The organism is Salinibacterium sp. ZJ70 (assembly GCF_011751865.2).
In the GTDB taxonomy this organism is placed as follows: domain Bacteria; phylum Actinomycetota; class Actinomycetes; order Actinomycetales; family Microbacteriaceae; genus Homoserinibacter.
The window spans coordinates 251,854-268,019 of record NZ_CP061770.1 but is presented as its reverse complement, the minus strand read 5'-3'; the positions used below and the strand labels follow the sequence as shown (position 1 = coordinate 268,019).

The following is a 16,166-nucleotide window of genomic DNA, read 5'->3' as shown; positions in this document are numbered from 1 at the left end:
TCAGCCGGCCCCGCCATCATTTTCGGGAACCGCTCGAAGCAACCACGCCAGCCGACCGCAATATGAGGGCATGGGTGTAGAGGGAGCGCAAAGATTCACTATAGATCGAAATGACGCGCCGTGTCTACCTGTTCCTTGACATCCGTCGCGTCCGGGTCTATAAAAGCGCGGCGCAGCCGGGGGAGGCTGCGCCGCGCGTGATTCCCGGGGGTGGAACGCTCACTCCTCCGTGATCGTTCCCAGCCCGTCGACGCGGCGTGTGACGTCCGCGCCGCCGCGGATCGTGATCTCGCCGATGCCCGAGGTCTGGGCGTCGGCGGCGCCCGTCGCATGGAGGGCGATCGCGCCCGCGCCGTTGATCTTGGCGGTCGCGTCTCTCGCGACGAGCCCGGTCGCGTCGATCTCGCCCGCGCCGTCGACGCTGTACTCGGCAGAATCCGCCTCCCCGGTGAGCACGACCGATCCCGCTCCGCCGATCGCGACCGTCACACTCTCGGCGTCGATGCCCGTGGCGTCGACGTCGCCCGCGCCGCCGACCGTGATGCGCACATCCGACGACGGGGTGAACTCGGCGGTCACATCGCCCGCGCCGGCGACCTCGAGCTCGTCGAACGCGGTGACCGTGAGGGTCACCGTGAGGCTTCGGAGGTTGATGCCGGGACCCCTGGCGCCGATCACCAGCATCCCGTTGCGCTCGTCCACCGTGACGCGCTCGAGAGTCGATTCGGGGCCCGAGATGGTGAGCTGCGGCTCGTCGCCGATCGTCACCTTCGCGTCGCCGGATGCCTCGAGGAGGAGCCCGCGCACGCTGTCGCTCACGGTGAAGTCATCGGCACCCTGCGTCTGGTCGCCGACGACGGGGAACGGGACGACGCAGCCGGCGAGGGCGACGGCGGCGACGCCGATCGCAGCGGTGGAGGCGAGGAGGCGGATGCGGTGGCGCGACATGAGGGGTCCTTTCGTGGCGTACCTCGACGCTATGCCCGCACCTCCCCGCCGAACAGGGAGATTGCCCCCGCATCCGGTGGGGCTGACCCCCGCATCTCCTCTCCCGTCTCCCTCCTCCGTCTCCCGTCCTCCCGTAGGGCGGGGTGGCCTCGGGGGTGGTGAAGGGGAGAATGGGGGGATGCAGGAGACGCCGAGCGTCAAGCTCTCCAACGGAATGCGTGCCGAGGTGCGCCGCGACCGCTTCACCGACGGATTCGAGCTCGTCGTCGACGGGACGCCGCAGTCGCACGTCGACCTCGACGACCCCACGCACCTCTTCTTCGAGTACATCGCCCGCATGGGCCACGTGATCGACGAGATCGCGGAGCCCGGCGCCCCGCTCACCGCCGTGCACCTCGGTGCGGGTGCGCTCACCATCCCGCGCTACATCGCGGTGACACGCCCCGGATCGCGTCAGCAGGTGATCGAGATCGAACCGGAGCTCGTGGAGCTCGTGCGGCGGGAACTGCCTCTGCCCCGCGGCGCGTCGATCCGCGTGCGCTACGGCGACGCCCGGGAGATGCTCGGCAAGCTGCCGAACGGTCTGCGGGGCACCGTCGACCTGCTCGTCGTCGATGTCTTCTCGGGCGCGCGCACGCCCGCGCACGTGACGAGCGTCGAGTTCTACCGCGAATGCGCGGAGCTGCTCGCCCCGGACGGCGTGCTGCTCGCCAACATCGCCGACGGATCCGGCGCCGCCTTCGCGCGCGGCCAGGCGGCGACCCTCGGCATGGTGTTCCACGACACCGCCGTGATGGGCGAGGCGCAGGTGATCAAGGGGCGCCGCTTCGGCAACTTCGTGCTCGTGGCATCCCCCGCGCCGCTCCCCCTCGACTGGATGCCGCGTCTGCTCGCAGGCGGCCCGCATCCGGCGCAGCTTCTGCACAAGAAGACGCTCCGCGACTGGATCGCGGGCGCGCCGGTCGTGACGGATGCGACCGCCGTCGCCTCGCCCCCTCCGGGGCGCAGCATCTTCCAGATCGGGAAGTCCTGACCGGCTCCGCATCCGGCTCCGCATCCGCATCCGCGTTCGCGTCCTGGGCACGATGAAGCCCCGTCACCGCGAGGCGACGGGGCGTCATCGTGAGTGTCAGCCGCAGAACGCGTCGTCGACCACGTCGTACACCACGCGGTAGGCGGCGATCGCCTCCTCCATGGTGGTCACCTCGGACACGGTGCCGGGCAGTGCGGTGATCGCGAGGCTCACCGCGCGGCCGTCGGCGGCCACTCCGTTGCGCGTCTCGTAGCCGAAGATGTCGCCGCCGTGGCCCCAGATCTCGCCGCCGCAGCTGAGCGGGTAGCTCGCGAGCCCCAGCCCGTAGCCGGAGCCGGCGATGACCTCGGTCTCACCCGGCACGGTCTTCTTCATCTCGGCGAGCGATTCGGCGCTCGTGAGCTTGCCGGCGAGCAGAGCGACGAAGAACTCGTTGAGCTCGCCGGGGGTGGAGACCATCGCGCCAGCGGCCCACGGAATCGAGGGCTCCTGCACGGTCGCATCCACGAGCTCGCCCGTCTCATCATCCGGGTGGTATCCCTTCACGTGGTCACCGCGCAGCTCGCGCTCGCCGACACCGGGGAAGTAGGTGCGCTCAAGGCCGAGCGGCTGCACGATGCGGGTGTCGACGACCTCGTGGAGCGGCCGCAGCTCGAGGCGCTCGATGAGCAGGCCGAGCACGAGGTAGTTGGTGTTGGTGTACTTCCACTCTGCGCCGGGCTCGAACTGCGCGGGCAGCGTGAACGCCAGATCGAGCAGGTCGCGCGGCGAGATGTAGTCGGTCGCGGATGCCTTCAGATCGGATGCGGCGAGCTCGGTGTAGTCGGGCAGCCCGCTCGTGTGCTGCAGCAGCTGCCGGATGGTGACCTGGGATCCGTCGACTCCGTCGCCGTGGATGAGGCCGGGCAGGTACTGCTCGATGGCTGCGTCGAGCGCGACCTTCCCTTCGTCGACGAGCTGCATGACGACGGTCGCGGTGAAGGTCTTGGTGTTGCTCGCGATGCGCACCTCCCCCGTCTCTGCGGGCGCTCCCGTCTCGAGGTCGCCGATGCCGGCCGCGTAGTCGCGGGTCGTTCCGTTCTCGGTGACGGCGGCGAGCGCCGCGGGGTAGCCGACGTCGATGAGGGTCTGGAGACCGGCTGTGATCCGGCCGTCGGCGGCGGCGCGGTCGACGGCCACCCAGGTGACGCCTGCACCGACGGCGAGGGCGGCGGCAGCAGTCGCCGCGACGATTCCCTTCCACGACGCGGAGCGGGGGCGGGGGGTGGTCTCTGCGGTGTTCTGTTCGGTGCTCATGGTGTCCTCCTGGTGGTGTGGGCCGCCCGACGAGGCGACATCTCGATGCTCGTCTCGCCAAGCTCCTGGCGCCCCGGCCGGGAGGACGGTCCTCAACCTGTCCCCAGGGAGGGGGTGCGCGAACGCGGCCGTCCGGGAGAATGGCGCGCATGACGGACTCCCCCCGGCCCATCGCGCCGACCTCTGACCGCGCGCTCCGCTGGCGGGTGTGGCCGATGGCGATCGTCGTGCTGCTCGGTCTCGTGGCGCTCGGCGCCTGGCTCGCCGACCCGGAGGGCGCCACGTCGGTGGGCGGGCCGCTCGCGTTGGCATCCGTCGCGGTGCCGTTCGCGCAGGCGGGCGCCCTCTGGTGGCGGGTGTCGCATCCGCGCGTCGTTCTCGTGGTGACGGTCGCGCTCGATCTGGCGCTCGTGGCGCTGTCGCACGGCGAGTTGAGCACGGGTGCCGCCGGCGGATGGTTCGCGGTCTACACGCTGTGGCGCGAGCAGGGCGCCCGCCGAGCCCTTCCCTGGATCGGGGCGCTCGCCCTGGTGTCGATCGTCGTGACGACAGCGGCCGTCACGGGCAGCACGATGATCGCCCCCGGATGGTGGGTGCCGTTCGCGATCGCCCGCACCCTCTTCGCGCTCGCCCTTCCGCTCCCCTTCGCCGAGGTGATGCGCTCGCGCTCGATGCTCGTGGAGGCGCTGCGCGATCGAGCGGAGACCGCCGAGCGCGACCGCGAGGCCCGCGCTGCCGAAGCGGCGCGCGCCGAGCGCGCCCTCATCGCGCGGGAGCTGCACGACATCGCCGCCCACCACCTCTCGGGGATCGTGGTGAGCGCGCAGGCGGCCCGGGCGCTCGTCGAGGTCGACCCCGATCGCACCCGCGGCTATCTCGACTCGGTGCGGGTGGAGGCGCAGACGGCGCTCGGCAACCTGCGCCAGACGCTCGGGCTGCTGCGGGAGGGCGACGCGGAGCAGCATCCGCTTCCGACGCTCGCGACACTCGACTCGCTCGTGGCTGACCGCGTGGCGCGAGGAGAGCGGGTGTCGCTCGAGCGCGACGACGCGCTTCCCGCGCTCGGCTCGGTCGCGCAGCTCACCGTGTACCGGATGGTGCAGGAATCGCTCTCGAACGCGGCGGCCCACGCGCCCGGATCCGCCTGCACCGTCGAGCTGCGCGCCGATGATCGTTCGGTGCGCGTGCGCGTGCACAACGACGCCCCTCGGCATCCGGTGGCGCGCTCCGCGGGAAGCGGGCTGGGGCTGCTCGGTATGCGCGAGCGCGCGGCCCTCGTGGGCGGCGTGCTCGAGACGGGCCCCGCAGCCGACGGCGGCTGGCGCAACACGCTCACCCTTCCTCTCGAGGGAGGGATCCGATGATCCGCGTGCTCATCGCCGACGACCAGGCGATCGTGCGGGCGGGCCTCACGGTCGTGCTCGAAGCCGCGGGCGATATCGAGGTGGTGGGCGAGGCCGCCGACGGCCATCAGGCGGTCGACCTCGCGCGCGAGCTGCGCCCTGATGTCGTGTGCATGGACATCCGGATGCCGGGGCGTGACGGCATCGAGGCGACCCGCATCCTGAGCGCCGACGACGAGCCGGTGCCCGTGCTCGTGATGACGACGTTCGACCTCGATGACTACGTCTTCGGTGCGGTCGAGGCGGGCGCGGCGGGGTTCCTGCTGAAGGGCGCCGACGAGGACACGCTCGTGCGCGCCGTCCGATCCGTCGCATCCGGCGAGGGCACGCTCGACGAGCGACTGACCCGTCGCGTGCTCTCGGAGTTCTCGCGGCGTCGGCCTGCTCCCGCTCCCCCGTCCGCCGATATCGCGCTCACACCACGCGAGCTCGACATCCTGCGGCTGCTCGCCGAGGGGCTGTCGAATCGGGAGATCGGCGAGCGGCTCTTCGTCGAGCTCACGACCGTGAAGTTCCACGTCGCGGGCCTGCTCACGAAGCTCGGGGCCCGCGACCGGCTGCAGGCTGTCGTGTGGGCATTCCGGCACGGCGTCGTCACGCCGACGGCGGGGGAGTGACGACGCTGCGGAGACGTCACAGCACGTTGACGGCGGTCGATGCTGGAATGTGTTCATGAGCGCACGCATCCTGGCAGGCACGGCGACCGTCGCCGCTCTGCTGGGGGGGTGCACGGCACCCGCCCCGGAGCCGGTGCCGCGGTCGACGCTCGCACCGGCCGACGAGGCCCGCGGCCCCGTGCAGCCCGCGGGCGATCCCACGACGATCGCGGTGGGACTCACGACCCCGTGGTCGATCCTGCCGCTGCCGGAGGTCGCCGGCGAGGCGCTCGTGAGCGAGCGCGACACGGGCACCATCCAGCGCATCCATGCCGACGGGTCCCTGAGCGTCACGGGCACGGTGCCGGGCGTCGCGGCGGAGGGCGAGGGCGGCCTGCTCGGCATCGCCCTCCTCGACGCGGACGCCGACCGCTGGCTGTACGCGTTCCTCACGACCGAGACCGACAACCGCATCATCCGGATGCCGCTCGGCGCGGACTACACCTTCGGCGAGCCGCAGGAGATCCTCACCGGGCTCCCGCGTGCAGGCAACCACAACGGCGGGCGCATCGCCTTCGGGCCCGACGGCATGCTCTATGCGACGACGGGCGACGCCGGCGAGCCGCAGCGCGCCCAGGACCCCGCGAGCCTCGGCGGCAAGATCCTGCGGATGACGCCCGACGGCGCGGTGCCCGACGACAACCCCTTCCCCGGGTCGCTCGTCTATTCGCTCGGCCACCGCAATCCGCAGGGTCTCGCGTGGGACGACGAGGGGCGCCTGTGGGCGAGCGAGTTCGGCCAGAGCACGTGGGATGAGGTGAACCGCATCCACCCGGGCGCCAACTACGGATGGCCCGAGGTGGAAGGCGACGGCGACATCCCCGGATTCGTCGACCCCGCTGCAACATGGCCGACGGACGACGCAAGCCCCAGCGGTCTCGCGTTCATCGACGGCACCCTCTTCATGGCGGCGCTCCGCGGCGAGCGCCTGTGGGCGCTCTACCCGCTGCCCGACGGCAGACTCGACGCCGTCTCCTGGTTCGAGGGCGATTTCGGGCGCATCCGCGACGTCGTACCCGCGGCCGACGGCTCCCTCTGGTTCGTGACCAACAACACCGACGGGCGCGGCTCCCCCCAGGTCGGAGACGACCGCCTCCTCTCGGTGCACCTCGTCGAGCTGCAGGAAGGCTGATGGCGGAGCTCTCCCGTGTGCGCACCTGGGCGCACGCGCTCATCCGGATGCACCTCGACGACTCGTGGACGTTCGCCTTCGACAACGCGAAGACCCGCGCCGGGCTCTGCAACTTCACCGCGAAGCGGATCAGCGTCTCGCGCTACATCGCCCAGCACTCCGAGGACGACGAGATCCACCAGGTGCTGCTGCACGAGGTCGCGCACGCGATCGCGGGGCCCCGAGCGGGGCACGGCGCCGCATGGAAGCGCGTCGCCGCCGAGCTCGGCTACGAAGGCGGGCGCACGCACGACGGCCCCATCGCATCCGAGCTCGCCCCGTGGGTGGGCACCTGCCCGAACGGGCACACGAGCTACCGCTACCGCACCCCCACACGGCCGTCGTCGTGCGGGGTCTGCTCACGACGCTTCGACCCTTCCCTGCGCATCGCGTGGACGCGTCGAGAGGGGTCGTCGCCGCGAGGCTAGCGGATCTCGGCGATGGAGCCGGAGCCGCGCACGTCCTCCGAGAGCCGCGGCGAACCCGCCACACGGATGCTTCCGGAGCCCTCGAGCTCGGCCGCCATCTCGCTCGTCGCGTGAACGCCGATGCTGCCGGAGCCGGCGAGCGCCGCAGTGCCGGTGCGCGCGATGAGCTCGACCGCCTCGATGCTGCCCGAGCCGTCGAGGGAGACCGCGACGGTCTCGGTGGTGCCCTCGAGCACGATGCTGCCCGAGCCGTCGAGGTTCACGGTGACGGCGTCGGCGTCGATGCCGCGCGCCGTGACCGAGCCGGAGCCGTCGAGATCGATCGACACCTCGCCGCCGGTCGTGAAGTCGGCGATCACACCCCCGGATCCGTCGACGCTCACGGCGTCGAGGCTCGTGACGATGAGCTCATATTCGATCGAGCCGTTCCATCCGGGGCCGCGGCGCTCGAGCACGAGCGTGCCGCTCTTCTCGGTGACGGTGAGCAGCGGATGCACGGAATCGAGAGTGGTGATCACGAGGCCGGGGGTGTCGCCGAGTGTGATCGTGAGGTCGCCGGCGGTGTCGAGGTGCACGGCGTGGATGTCGGCAGAGACCTCGTGTTCGACCGTGGTGTAGACGGCGGGCCCCGGCAGCTCGAACGTGACGCAGCCGGTGAGGGTCGCGGCGAGGGCTGCGGCGGTCGCCGCCGAGACGACGACGGAGGCGCGGCGCCGGGCGAGACCGCGGCCCGCGGGGTGGTCGTCGCTGCCGGCGGGACGGGGGACGGAGGGGGATGCGGTGGTGGTGTTCATGACGCGCTTTCTCTCAGGATGACTCCATCGTGGCGGGTGCGGCGTGCGACGTGCATCCGGCGACCAACCGGGATGCGGTGGGGCTATCCCCCCGATCCATCACCCCCAGCCTCCCCCGTTCTGGGCGCGAGAGGTGAGCACACCCCGATTCGTAACCTGAGATCATGGTTACGTGAGCACCGGCCAGATGATCGACACCGGCGACGGCGCACCCTGGCTTCTGGATGCGGGTGCCCCGAGCCTCGACTTCGCGTACACCGCCGACTGGGGCGTGGGCCTGACCCGCTGGGACCTGCTGCGCTCGACCGCCGACCTCGGCCACTGGCTCGCCGAGCGCTACCCCGGCGCCGACCCCCGTGCCGTGCACGAGGGCGAGCTGCGTGACGCTCGCGCGCTGCGCGACGCCATCAGCCGCCTCGCGATCGCTCGCGTGGACGGCGCGTTCCCCGCGCCCGACGACATCGACACCCTCAACCTGTACGCCGCCGCCCCCGACGTGCCGCCCGTGCTCGCCGGCGGACGCCGCCAGGCCGGCGCGAGCCGCATCCGCACCGGGCAGGCTCTCTCCTCGATCGCGCGCGACGCTGTCGCGATCCTGCAGAACGACGCGAGCGAGCGCCTGCGCCGCTGCGCCGCCGACGACTGCCGGATGATCTACCGCGACGAATCCCGCACCGGCACCCGCCGCTGGTGCTCGATGCAGCGCTGCGGCAACCGCGCCAAGGTGCGCGCCCACCGCGCCCGCCGCGCCGCGCTCACGAGCGCCTGACGCCGCGACACCCCCGAAACGGGATCCACTGCGGCGATACAGCCTCGTGGGCTATGGTGGCATCGGCGCCTTTCGCGCCCGCGTCGTCGAACGCATCCCTCGCCGCCATCTCTCGCGGCTGATATTCCTTCACGGCGAACCGACGTGCCGCTCGGCACGCTCGCCCAAGAGCGCCCTCGCGCGCCTCCACCCGAAAGACATCATGACCACCGATTTCCGCACGCTCGGCGTGCCCGCGCCCCTCGTCGCCGTCCTCGCAGCCGACGGCAAGACCGAGGCGTTCCCCATCCAGGTCGACACCCTTCCCGACACCCTCGCCGGCCGCGACGTGCTCGGACGCGGCCGCACCGGATCCGGCAAGACCATCGCCTTCGCGCTCCCCCTCGTGGCGCGCCTCGGCGGCAAGCTCGCGGGCGGCAACCGCCGCGGCGGCCTGCCCCTCGGACTCGTGCTCGCCCCCACCCGCGAGCTCGCCACCCAGATCACCAACACCATCGCCCCGCTCGCCGAGGCCTACGGCCTGCGCGTCACCACGATCTTCGGCGGCGTCTCGCAGAACCGTCAGGTGGAGGCGCTGCGCCAGGGCGTCGACATCATCGTCGCGTGCCCCGGCCGCCTCGAGGACCTCATGGGCCAGAAGCTCGTGAAGCTCGACGCGATCGAGGTCACCGTGATCGACGAGGCCGACCACATGGCCGACCTCGGCTTCCTGCCCGGCGTCACCCGCATCCTGAGCGCCACCCCGGCCGATGGCCAGCGCCTGCTCTTCAGCGCGACCCTCGACAACGGGGTCGACAAGCTCGTCAAGCGCTTCCTCTCGTCGCCCGTGATGCACTCCGTCGACGAGGCGAACTCGCCCGTTGCCGCGATGACGCACCACGTGTTCTCGGTGGCCGACAAGGACGCCAAGACCGAGCTCGTGCAGACCCTCGCGTCGGGCGCCGGTCGCCGCATCCTCTTCATGCGCACCAAGCACCACGCGAAGCGCCTCGCCCAGCAGCTCACGGCAGCCGGCATTCCGTCCGTCGACCTGCACGGCAACCTCAGCCAGCCGCAGCGTGACCGCAACCTCGCCGCGTTCTCGGATGGCAGCGCCAAGGTGCTCGTCGCCACGGATGTCGCCGCGCGCGGCGTGCACGTCGACGGTGTCGAGCTCGTGATCCACGTGGACCCGCCCGCCGAGCACAAGGCGTACCTGCACCGCTCGGGCCGCACCGCGCGTGCCGGCAACGAGGGCGATGTCGTGACGATCATCATGCCCGGCCAGGAGAAGGACCTCGACCAGCTCATGCGCAAGGCCGCGATCTCGGTCAAGGTCGAGGCCGTGACGCCCGCATCGGCGTCGGTGAAGGCGCTCGTCGGCGAGGTCGCTCCCTACGTGAAGCCCGTGCCGAAGGCCGAGCCTCAGCGCGGCGGCGGCGGCGGACGCAGCCAGGGCGCCAACGCTCAGCGCAAGCGCGCCGCCCGTGACGAGCGCGAGGGCACGCAGGCCGCGCGCCCGCGTCGCGACCGTTCGGGTCGTCCCGAGTCGAAGCCGCGCGACGTCGCGGCCGGCAGCGCTGGATCACGCGGCAACGGCGGACGCAGCGCCGGCGGTCGTGGCGCGGCCGGTGGTGCAGCCGGTGGTGCCCGCAGCGGCGGCGCTCGCCCGGCGACCCGCTCCGGCAGCGCCCCCGTCTACAGCTCGTCGTCGGGAGCGACCTCGAGCACCCCGCGCCAGGCCAACCGCCGCGCGTCGCGTCCCAGCGGCTGACCCGCTCCCACACACCCCGTGTGAGGTGTCAGTTTGTGCCGCAGGCGGGCACCGCCGGGCGGCGCAAACTGACACCTCGGCGCGAAGGCCGGGCCCTCTGGGCTCGGCCTTCGTCGTCTCGGGCCGTCAGACGAGGCGCGTGACCTCGGCCACCTGGGTGACGTCGAGCTGCACGCCGCCGAGCTCGCGCGCCGAGACCGACGCCGAGACCAGGTGGCGAGTCGCGTTGCGGAGGCCGGTGAACGCGGATGCCGCGGCCGCAGCCTCGGGAGACTGGTGGTCGATGCCGACCTCGGCGATCGCGTCGATGACGGCGCCCGCGGCCAGCAGATCCTCGACCGCGAAGCGCAGCGATCCGTCAGCCTGACGCGCCCCCGCTGCCACGACCGCGATCACGAAGCGCCCGCCGAGCTCCCCCTGACGCCGCAGCGCCCACTGGCCGATCGCGTCCGCGAACCGCAGTGCGCCGTAGACGGTCTCGACGCCCGTGTCGGGCACCTGCTCGGCACCCAGCTCATCGACCCACACGATCGCGTGCGCACCACCGGCAACCGCGTGGGCGCCGTCGGCTCCCCACTCGAAGCGGACCTGGTAGTTCGTCTGGGCGCGCGGGGGAGCAGTGGTCATGCCACGACGATAGAGCCGCAGCGGGTGCTCTGCGGAATCCGGGCGTCACGCCCTGTCACGAGTGCGCTCGCGCATCCCGAGAATCGTGCCTGTTTGTCGTTTCAGCGCCCCGGAATCGACAAACAGGCACGATTCGCCGGGGTCTGGCGCTCGGGCGCCGGGCGGCTCAGCCCAGCACGCCCACGGAGGCGAGCGCCGCGCGCAGGAGTGTGCCGCGTCCGCCCTCCATCTCGGCATGGAACGTGGGCGAGGATGCCTCGCCGGGCGTCACCCACGTGATCTCGAGCGCATCCTGTCGGGGCTCGCATGTGCCCGTCACGGGTACGACGTACGCGAGCGAGACGGCGTGCTGCCGGTCGTCGACGTACGCCGACAGCCCGGGGATGGGGAAGTACTCCGCCACCTGGAACGGCACCGGGCTCGCCGGAAGCTGCGGGAACGCCATCGGACCGAGATCCTTCTCGAGGTGGCGGAACAGCGCATCCCGGATGGTCTCGCCGTACATGATGCGCCCGGAGACGAGCGTGCGCGTGATCTCTCCTGCCGCGTTGGCGCGCAGCAGCACACCCACCTCGGTGACGACGCCGAGCCCGTCGACGCGCACCGGCACGGCTTCGACGTACAGCAGCGGGATGCGCTCGCGCGCCCACTTCAGCTCGTCGTCGCTCAGCCAGGCTGAATTGGGTTCCTCGCGCGGGGGTTCCGGGATGCCGGCGCCGACGGTGCTCATGGAGCCATTCTGTCCCACAGGTGACGCAAGTGGGCCAGCGAGAGAGGATGGTGTGGTGAGCCAGTTGACGATCGATCCCACCCGTGTCGTGTGGAGTGCAGAGCCCGAGGCCCGCGATCAGCATCCGCTCGTGATCGTGATGCACGGCCGCGGATCGGATGAGCGCGACCTGGCCTCGCTGTTCCCCCTGCTGCCTCCGGGTTTCGTCTACGCGTCGCTGCGTGCCCCGTATGACTTCGGCCCGGGCTTCGCGTGGTTCGATGACGCTGTCGAGACGCCCGGGGATCCGCGGATGTCGTCGGCCGACGAGATGTCGGATGCGGTGCTCACCTGGCTGCGTCACCGGCCGTGGAAGCCCACGAAGGTGGGCGCGCTCGGCTTCTCACAGGGCGGCGCGATGGCGACGCATCTGCTGCGTCAGGGCCACGGCATCGTGTCGTTCGCCGTGAATCTGGCGGGGTTCGTCGTGAGCGGGGTGCATCCCTCGGATGCCGCGCTCAGGCGCGAGCTGCCGCCGCTGTTCTGGGGCCGCGGCTCGGTGGATCCGTTCTTCCTGCCCCCGCTCATCGCCCGCTGCGACGCGTGGCTGCCTCATCACACCTCGCTCACGCGAGCGATCTACCCGGGTCTCGGACACAGCGTCTCGGATGAGGAGCTCCGCGATGTGGAGAGCTTCCTCCTCGCACAGCGCTGAGCCGCGGGCGGATCAGCGGCCAGCGACGCCCGTCTCATAGGCGAGCACGACCGCCTGCACGCGGTCGCGCAGCCCGAGCTTGCCGAGCACGCGCGCGACGTGGGTCTTGACGGTCGCCTCCGAGAGGAAGAACCGCGCCGCGATCTCGGCGTTGCTGAGCCCTTCGCCGAGGGCGGCGAAGACCTCGTGCTCGCGGGGGGTGAGCGCGGCGAGGCGGTCGTCGGCGGCAGGCGCGACACGGGGATCCGGGAGCTTCTCGGCGAACATCTCGAGCATCCGGCGGGTGACGCGCGGCGCGACGGCGGCATCTCCTGCCGCGACGGCGCGGATGGCGCCCGCGAGCTCGGCGGGCCGCGCGTCCTTCAGGAGGAACCCGCTCGCCCCGGCACGGAGCGCTCCGAAGGCGTACTCGTCGAGGTCGAACGTCGTGAGCACGATGACGCGCGAATCGGGCACCTCGGTCGCGAGTCGGCGGGTCGCCTCGATGCCGTCGACGCCCGGCATGCGCACATCCATGAGCACGACGTCGGGACGCAGCGCCTTCGCCATCGCGATGCCGGCGGCGCCGTCGCCCGCCTCGCCCACCACCTCGATATCGGGTTCGGCGTTCAGAACAAGCGAGAAGCCCATGCGCAGCATCGACTGGTCGTCGACGATGAGCACGCGGATGAGGTCAGGTCGCGGGTCGGCGGCCTCGGTCATGGGGTCCCCTCCAGGGTGTGATCGAGTCGCAGGGTCGCTTCCACCTGCCATCCGTCGGCGAGCGGACCGGCGACCACGCTTCCGCCGTGCGCGGCGGCGCGTTCGCGCATTCCGATGATGCCGCGGCCGGTGCCGATCGTCGCCTGCGGCGCCGATGCCGCATCGACGCGGTTCGTGACGCGCACCTGGAACCAGTCTCCTTCGATGCCGTCGACGCGGTCGGTGCGTACGAGAGAGACGACCACCTGGCTGGATTCGGGCGCGTAGCGCAGCACGTTGGTGAGCGATTCCTGCACGATGCGCCAGACCGCGCGCCGCACCGACACGTCGAGGTCGGCGTGCATCCCGCTGCGCACGAGACGCACGGGAAGGCCCGCGGCCCGGAAGCGGTCGACGAGCTCGTCGAGGCTCACGTCGGGCTCGGGTTCGAGGGGGGCGTCGTCGTCCGGTTCGCGCAGCACGCCGAGCACGCGGCGCATGTCGGCGAGCGAGGAGCGGCCGATCTCGGTGAGGGCGTCGAGCGCCCGTGTCGACGCCACGGGGTCGGATGCGGCGGACGCGCGAGCGCCGTCCGCGAGCGCCACCATGACGGTGAGCGAATGCGCCACGACGTCGTGCAGTTCGCGGGCGATGCGGGTGCGCTCGTCGGCGACGGCGAGCGCCGCCTGCTGGTCGCGGTCGCGCGCCATCGCGTTGGCGCGCATGATGAGCTCGTCGATGTGCTGGCGGCGGGCGCGCACGCTCACGCCGATGACGAGCGCGACGAGCCCCGCGATCGCCTGGTAGCCGACCGTGAACGCGATGACGAAGATCCGGTCGATGCCGGACGCCTCGACGGGGTCGTCGGCGAGGAGGAGCGACGCGCAGACCGTGAGCACGACGAGCGCGCTGCCGAGTCCGATCCAGGCCACCCATACGCCGCGGTGGGCGGCGACCGCGTAGATGGCGAAAGCGATCGCCATCTCGAATCCGCCCGTGAAGCCGGTCACCAGGAAGCTCACGACGAGAAGCACGACGAGCGCCGCGAGCGTGAGCACCGGTTCGCGGCGGCGCCGCAGGAGCACGAGCGCACCGACCGCGATGAGCACGAGCGACCACGCGCTCGGCTGCAGTTCGAGAGTGCGAGTGCCTTCGATGACGATCGTGAGCGGCTCGATCATCGCCGGCACGGCGAAGAGCAACGCGATCACGACGTCCATCACGACGGGATGCCGGGCGAAGAACCGACGGATGGGGCCGAGTCGGCGGGCGTCCAGCTCGCTGAAGGGCCCCTCGGCGGTGGGGACCGCGGGCGGGCGCAGCCACGCGAGCACCTCGCGCACGCGCGAACGCGGTGCCGCACCCCGTGTGGGGTCCGGCACCGCATCCGTGTGGTTCGTCTCGATCAGTGTTCCCGCCTCGCACTTGCGACGGTACCCGCCGCGAGCGCCGCGGCGGCGTAGGCGGCGAGCCACGCGGCCCCCTGGCCAGCGGTGAGCGCCGAATCTCCGAGCCCCATCTCCATGCCCACCATCATCTGCGAGCCGGCGGTGCTGGGGAGGTGGTTGTAGATCGCGTACGCCCAGTCCGCACCCGTGAACATGACCACCAGCTGCATGAGGATCGGCGCGACGAACAGCACTCCGACGACGATCGTGATCGCGGCGGCGGAGTTGCGCACCAGCAGGCCGGTTCCGTACGCCAGGAGCGCGGTCAGCGCGAGGCACGCGATCACGGCGCCCGCGACGCCCATGAGCGAGGCAGGAGTCGCGTCGAGCTGCACGTCGAAGCCGGAGAACAGCGCGACCCCCACGAGGGCACTCAGCCCCGTCGAGATGGCGGCGAGCACACTGGCCACGATCGTGAGCAGCAGCCCCTTCGCGGCGATCACCCGCCAGCGGTTCGGATCCGCGGTGAACGTGGTGCGGATCGCGCCGGTGGCATATTCGCCGGTCACGATGAGCGCGCCGAGCACGCCGATCGTGAGCTGCGCGAACGGGTAGCCGATGACGAGGAACATCGGCCGGTTGGGCCCAGTGCCCGGGTCGGTGACGACGAGCAGCGCGAACAGCGTTCCGAATCCGACCATGATGCCGACGGTGAGCAGCGCGGTCCAGAAGGTCGACTGCAGGCTGCGGAGCTTGATCCACTCGGAGCGCAGCGCGCGGCCGAACGTGGGGCGGTAGGCCGCCCCGAAGCGGGGTGCTGCGACGGCGGTCATCGTGCCACCCCCGCGGGGCTCGCGGTGCGGTATTCGACAGCGCCATCGGTGATGGCCATGTACGCCTCCTCAAGGGACGTGGTGACGGGGGTGAGTTCGAGCAGCACGATGCCGGAGGCTGCTGCCTGCTGGGCGATCTGCTCGATGCCGAGCCCGGTGATGACGAGCACGCCGGGGTCGTCGGATGCCACGGTCGCCCCGGTGCGGGCGAGCAGCTCGGCGAGTTCGCCGGCGCGTGCGGTGCGCACGCGGACGGCCTGCGCACCGGCGCCCGCCACCAGATCGGCGACAGGGGCATCGGCGAGGATGCGCCCCTTGCCGATCACGATGACGCGGTCGGCGGTGAGCGCGACCTCGCTCATGAGGTGGCTGGAGAGGAACACGGTGCGCCCCTCCGAGGCGAGGAAGCGCGAGAACTCGCGCACCCAGCGCACGCCTTCGGGGTCGAGTCCGTTGACCGGCTCGTCGAAGATGAGCACCCGCGGGTCGCCGATGAGCGCCGAGGCGATGCCGAGCCGCTGGCCCATGCCGAGCGAGAAGCCCTTGACGCGCTTGTTCGCCACGGATTCGAGGCCGGTGAGCTCGATCACCTCGTGCACGCGGCCCTTGGGCAGGCCGTGGGTCGCCGCGACCGAGAGCAGGTGCTGGTAAGCGGTGCGGCCGGGGTGGACGGCCTTCGCGTCGAGCAGCGCGCCGACGGTGGTGAGCGGTGACCGCAGCTCGCCGTAGCGCCAGCCGTCGATCGTCACGCTGCCCTCGGTGGGGGGCGTGAGTCCGACGATCATGCGCATCGTGGTGGATTTGCCGGCGCCGTTCGGGCCGAGGAACCCGGTGACCTGCCCGGGTTCGAGAGTGAAGTCGATGTGGTCGACCGCGACGCGGTCGCCGTACCTCTTCGTGAGGCCGTGTACCTCGATCATGTGGGTCTCCTTCGTGTGGTGTCTCTTCGACGGTACGAAGGA

The 16,166-nt window shown here is 71.5% G+C and carries 17 protein-coding genes; 8 read left to right on the top strand and 9 right to left on the bottom strand.

Going from position 1 to position 16,166, the window contains the following annotated elements:
- Window positions 1-219: 219 nt before the first annotated feature.
- The gene (locus HCR12_RS01320) at window positions 220-948 is read right to left on the bottom strand and encodes a head GIN domain-containing protein (RefSeq protein WP_166868707.1); all 729 of its coding nucleotides are present in this window, start codon (window positions 946-948) and stop codon (window positions 220-222) included.
- Between the two features lie 178 nt (window positions 949-1,126).
- On the opposite strand from HCR12_RS01320, the gene HCR12_RS01315 reads away from it, so the two are divergent.
- Entirely contained in the window at window positions 1,127-1,981 is an 855-nt protein-coding gene (locus HCR12_RS01315; RefSeq protein ID WP_166868705.1) for a spermidine synthase, read from the top strand.
- Between the two features lie 96 nt (window positions 1,982-2,077).
- Here HCR12_RS01315 and HCR12_RS01310 read toward each other — a convergent pair whose 3' ends face one another.
- Complete coding sequence (locus HCR12_RS01310) at window positions 2,078-3,277, bottom strand: serine hydrolase domain-containing protein (protein WP_166868703.1); 1,200 nt, start codon at window positions 3,275-3,277, stop codon at window positions 2,078-2,080.
- 149 nt (window positions 3,278-3,426) lie between these two features.
- Between HCR12_RS01310 and HCR12_RS01305 the strand changes: the two genes are divergently transcribed.
- From HCR12_RS01305 to HCR12_RS01290, 4 genes are read left to right on the top strand one after another with little or no spacing between them, the layout of a single operon-like run.
- Window positions 3,427-4,641 (top strand): sensor histidine kinase, encoded by a 1,215-nt coding sequence (locus HCR12_RS01305; RefSeq protein WP_166868701.1) that lies wholly within the window; start codon window positions 3,427-3,429, stop codon window positions 4,639-4,641.
- Window positions 4,638-5,297: a response regulator gene (locus tag HCR12_RS01300; protein WP_166868699.1), complete on the top strand. Its 660-nt coding sequence runs from the start codon at window positions 4,638-4,640 to the stop codon at window positions 5,295-5,297. The genes HCR12_RS01305 and HCR12_RS01300 overlap by 4 nt, the downstream gene beginning before the upstream one ends.
- Before the next feature lie 55 nt (window positions 5,298-5,352).
- A complete protein-coding gene (locus HCR12_RS01295) occupies window positions 5,353-6,468 on the top strand; it encodes a PQQ-dependent sugar dehydrogenase (protein ID WP_166868697.1) in 1,116 nt (371 codons plus the stop codon).
- On the top strand, window positions 6,468-6,935 hold the full coding sequence (locus tag HCR12_RS01290; RefSeq protein ID WP_166868695.1) for a SprT-like domain-containing protein: 468 nt from the start codon (window positions 6,468-6,470) through the stop codon (window positions 6,933-6,935). Before HCR12_RS01295 ends, HCR12_RS01290 begins: the two co-directional genes overlap by 1 nt.
- Here HCR12_RS01290 and HCR12_RS01285 read toward each other — a convergent pair.
- Window positions 6,932-7,729 (bottom strand): GIN domain-containing protein, encoded by a 798-nt coding sequence (locus HCR12_RS01285; protein ID WP_166868693.1) that lies wholly within the window; start codon window positions 7,727-7,729, stop codon window positions 6,932-6,934. The genes HCR12_RS01290 and HCR12_RS01285 overlap by 4 nt on opposite strands.
- Before the next feature lie 172 nt (window positions 7,730-7,901).
- Between HCR12_RS01285 and HCR12_RS01280 the strand changes: the two genes are divergently transcribed.
- Together HCR12_RS01280 and HCR12_RS01275 are read left to right on the top strand one after the other, a co-directional pair.
- A complete protein-coding gene (locus HCR12_RS01280) occupies window positions 7,902-8,498 on the top strand; it encodes a CGNR zinc finger domain-containing protein (protein ID WP_224763577.1) in 597 nt (198 codons plus the stop codon).
- A 202-nt stretch (window positions 8,499-8,700) separates the two neighbouring features.
- Window positions 8,701-10,251 (top strand): DEAD/DEAH box helicase, encoded by a 1,551-nt coding sequence (locus tag HCR12_RS01275; protein WP_166868683.1) that lies wholly within the window; start codon window positions 8,701-8,703, stop codon window positions 10,249-10,251.
- 126 nt (window positions 10,252-10,377) lie between these two features.
- Here the strand turns inward: HCR12_RS01275 and HCR12_RS01270 are convergent, their stop codons facing one another.
- Together HCR12_RS01270 and HCR12_RS01265 are read right to left on the bottom strand one after the other, a co-directional pair.
- Window positions 10,378-10,878: a hypothetical protein gene (locus HCR12_RS01270; protein WP_166868680.1), complete on the bottom strand. Its 501-nt coding sequence runs from the start codon at window positions 10,876-10,878 to the stop codon at window positions 10,378-10,380.
- A 166-nt stretch (window positions 10,879-11,044) separates the two neighbouring features.
- The gene (locus HCR12_RS01265; RefSeq protein ID WP_166868678.1) at window positions 11,045-11,608 is read right to left on the bottom strand and encodes an NUDIX hydrolase family protein; all 564 of its coding nucleotides are present in this window, start codon (window positions 11,606-11,608) and stop codon (window positions 11,045-11,047) included.
- 55 nt (window positions 11,609-11,663) lie between these two features.
- On the opposite strand from HCR12_RS01265, the gene HCR12_RS01260 reads away from it, so the two are divergent.
- Window positions 11,664-12,302, top strand: a complete 639-nt coding sequence (locus HCR12_RS01260; RefSeq protein ID WP_166868676.1) for an alpha/beta hydrolase — start codon at window positions 11,664-11,666, stop codon at window positions 12,300-12,302.
- 12 nt (window positions 12,303-12,314) lie between these two features.
- On the opposite strand, the gene HCR12_RS01255 is transcribed toward HCR12_RS01260, so the two are convergent.
- The 4 genes from HCR12_RS01255 to HCR12_RS01240 are packed head-to-tail and all read right to left on the bottom strand — an operon-like array spanning window position 12,315 to window position 16,124.
- Window positions 12,315-13,004 carry a response regulator gene (locus tag HCR12_RS01255; protein WP_166868674.1) on the bottom strand — a complete coding sequence of 230 codons (690 nt, stop codon included), beginning with the start codon at window positions 13,002-13,004 and terminating at the stop codon, window positions 12,315-12,317.
- Window positions 13,001-14,365, bottom strand: a complete 1,365-nt coding sequence (locus HCR12_RS01250; protein WP_166868671.1) for a sensor histidine kinase — start codon at window positions 14,363-14,365, stop codon at window positions 13,001-13,003. The genes HCR12_RS01255 and HCR12_RS01250 overlap by 4 nt, the downstream gene beginning before the upstream one ends.
- A 23-nt stretch (window positions 14,366-14,388) precedes the next feature.
- Window positions 14,389-15,204 (bottom strand): hypothetical protein, encoded by an 816-nt coding sequence (locus HCR12_RS01245; protein ID WP_166868669.1) that lies wholly within the window; start codon window positions 15,202-15,204, stop codon window positions 14,389-14,391.
- Window positions 15,201-16,124: an ABC transporter ATP-binding protein gene (locus HCR12_RS01240; RefSeq protein WP_166868667.1), complete on the bottom strand. Its 924-nt coding sequence runs from the start codon at window positions 16,122-16,124 to the stop codon at window positions 15,201-15,203. Before HCR12_RS01240 ends, HCR12_RS01245 begins: the two co-directional genes overlap by 4 nt.
- Window positions 16,125-16,166 lie beyond the last annotated feature (42 nt).

What these genes read in the sequence shown, in the direction of transcription:
- HCR12_RS01320 (WP_166868707.1), bottom strand. Translation starts at nt 948, where the DNA reads ATGTCGCGCCACCGCATCCGCCTCCTCGCCTCCACCGCTGCGATCGGC.
- HCR12_RS01315 (WP_166868705.1), top strand. Translation starts at nt 1,127, where the DNA reads ATGCAGGAGACGCCGAGCGTCAAGCTCTCCAACGGAATGCGTGCCGAG.
- HCR12_RS01310 (WP_166868703.1), bottom strand. Translation starts at nt 3,277, where the DNA reads ATGAGCACCGAACAGAACACCGCAGAGACCACCCCCCGCCCCCGCTCC.
- HCR12_RS01305 (WP_166868701.1), top strand. Translation starts at nt 3,427, where the DNA reads ATGACGGACTCCCCCCGGCCCATCGCGCCGACCTCTGACCGCGCGCTC.
- HCR12_RS01300 (WP_166868699.1), top strand. Translation starts at nt 4,638, where the DNA reads ATGATCCGCGTGCTCATCGCCGACGACCAGGCGATCGTGCGGGCGGGC.
- HCR12_RS01295 (WP_166868697.1), top strand. Translation starts at nt 5,353, where the DNA reads ATGAGCGCACGCATCCTGGCAGGCACGGCGACCGTCGCCGCTCTGCTG.
- HCR12_RS01290 (WP_166868695.1), top strand. Translation starts at nt 6,468, where the DNA reads ATGGCGGAGCTCTCCCGTGTGCGCACCTGGGCGCACGCGCTCATCCGG.
- HCR12_RS01285 (WP_166868693.1), bottom strand. Translation starts at nt 7,729, where the DNA reads ATGAACACCACCACCGCATCCCCCTCCGTCCCCCGTCCCGCCGGCAGC.
- HCR12_RS01275 (WP_166868683.1), top strand. Translation starts at nt 8,701, where the DNA reads ATGACCACCGATTTCCGCACGCTCGGCGTGCCCGCGCCCCTCGTCGCC.
- HCR12_RS01270 (WP_166868680.1), bottom strand. Translation starts at nt 10,878, where the DNA reads ATGACCACTGCTCCCCCGCGCGCCCAGACGAACTACCAGGTCCGCTTC.
- HCR12_RS01265 (WP_166868678.1), bottom strand. Translation starts at nt 11,608, where the DNA reads ATGAGCACCGTCGGCGCCGGCATCCCGGAACCCCCGCGCGAGGAACCC.
- HCR12_RS01255 (WP_166868674.1), bottom strand. Translation starts at nt 13,004, where the DNA reads ATGACCGAGGCCGCCGACCCGCGACCTGACCTCATCCGCGTGCTCATC.
- HCR12_RS01245 (WP_166868669.1), bottom strand. Translation starts at nt 15,204, where the DNA reads ATGACCGCCGTCGCAGCACCCCGCTTCGGGGCGGCCTACCGCCCCACG.
- HCR12_RS01240 (WP_166868667.1), bottom strand. Translation starts at nt 16,124, where the DNA reads ATGATCGAGGTACACGGCCTCACGAAGAGGTACGGCGACCGCGTCGCG.